Annotated in this window: 1 protein-coding gene and 1 pseudogene; both read left to right on the top strand. The window is 59.1% G+C overall.

The window, feature by feature from the left end:
* A pseudogene (locus ACXRVY_RS28415) lies at positions 1-282 on the top strand (TonB-dependent siderophore receptor); the annotation flags it as partial.
* A 62-nt stretch (positions 283-344) separates the two neighbouring features.
* Positions 345-1,532 carry an ABC transporter substrate-binding protein gene (locus ACXRVY_RS28410; protein ID WP_457265912.1) on the top strand — a complete coding sequence of 396 codons (1,188 nt, stop codon included), beginning with the start codon at positions 345-347 and terminating at the stop codon, positions 1,530-1,532.
* The last annotated feature ends 10 nt before the right edge of the window (positions 1,533-1,542 follow it).

Raw genomic sequence — 1,542 nt, 5'->3', positions numbered from 1 at the left:
GAATGGGACACCTCGTGGGTCGCAGGCCTGACGTTGACCGGTGGCGCTATCCACACCGGCAGCCAGTACGTGAATCAGGCCAACACGCAAAAACTGGATGACTGGACCCGTTTCGATGTCGGCGCACGTTACATCACCCGCATCGATGAACGACCGACCACGTTCCGCGCCACCGTGCAGAACGTGTTCGACCACGAATACTGGTCGGGCGTCGCCTCTTATGGCGCGTTCTCCCAAGGTTCACCGCGCACCTTATTACTGTCGGCGACTGTCGATTTCTGAAACGTTCAGCCCGGTGGCGGTGTGAACCGTTGGCCGACCTGACTTTTGCAAAGGCTTTGACCATGGTGACTTTTGATCGACGCAGCTACGCTTTTGCTGCGCTGTTACTGACAGGACTGCTGAGCCTGTTTTCCCTGGCGTCACGCAGTGCCAACGCCACCGAAGCGGATGCGGATGCAGCGCGCACCGAGGTGACCGATTTACTGGGGCGCAAGGTCAAGGTTCATTTGCCAGTCAGACGGGTCATCCTCGGTGAAGGCCGGCAGTTGTATCTGGTCGCCGCCCTCGACACACAAAACCCGATCGAGCGCATCGTCGGCTGGCGCAAGGATCTGATCCAGTCGGACCCGGACACCTACAACGCCTACCTGCGCAAATTCCCCGGCATCGCCAAAATCCCCACCTTCGGCGGGTTTGAGGACGGCACTTTCGACATCGAGCAGGCCATCTCGCAGCGCCCGGACGTGATCATCCTCAACATCGAGGCGCAGCACGCCACCGAAGATGCGCGCTACATCGAAAAGCTCGACGCCCTGGACATCCCGGTGGTGTACGTCGATTTTCGCAACAATCCGATCCAGAACACCGAGCCGACCATGCGCCTGTTCGGCCAACTGTTCGGCAAGGAACAACGAGCCGAAGCCTTCATCGATTTCCGTAACCAGCAGATTCATCGCGTCACCGACATCATCGAGAAACAACACCCGCCCCGCCCCAGCGTATTCATTGAGCGCATCGGCGGCTACACCGATGATTGCTGCCTGAGTTTCGGCAACGAGAACTTTGGCCTGTTCGTCGATATGGCCGGTGGCGACAACATTGCCCGCCGCATCATTCCGTCCACGTTCGGCCAGTTGAACCCCGAGCAAATCGTCGTTGCCAATCCTGCGCACGTAGTGGTCACCACCGCCAACTGGGAAGCTTTTGCCCCCGGCGGCCACTGGGTCGGCGTCGGTCCGGGCGCGGACATGACACAAGCCAGGAAAAAACTCGCGTGGTACACCCAGCGTCCGGCCTACGCTGGCATCAAGGCCCAGGGCAATCAAGCCTTCCATGCCATCTGGCATCAGTTCTACAACAGTCCTTACCAATTCGTCGCCATTGCGCAATTGGCGAAATGGTTCCATCCGGAGCTGTTTGCCGATCTCGATCCGGACGCGTCATTCCGTGAACTGCATGAGCGCTTCCTGCCGGTACCGTATGAGTCAGGCTACTTTGTCAGCCTGCGCCAACCCGAGGTCAAGCCATGAGCTCATTGAC

This window comes from Pseudomonas sp. P5_A2_2 (assembly GCF_054177685.1).
The sequence above is the reverse complement of the archived record's forward strand: the minus strand, read 5'-3'. Positions and strand labels throughout refer to the sequence as shown.

Coding starts and splice junctions, on each gene's coding strand:
- ACXRVY_RS28410 (WP_457265912.1), top strand. CDS start 345: ATGGTGACTTTTGATCGACGCAGCTACGCTTTTGCTGCGCTGTTACTG.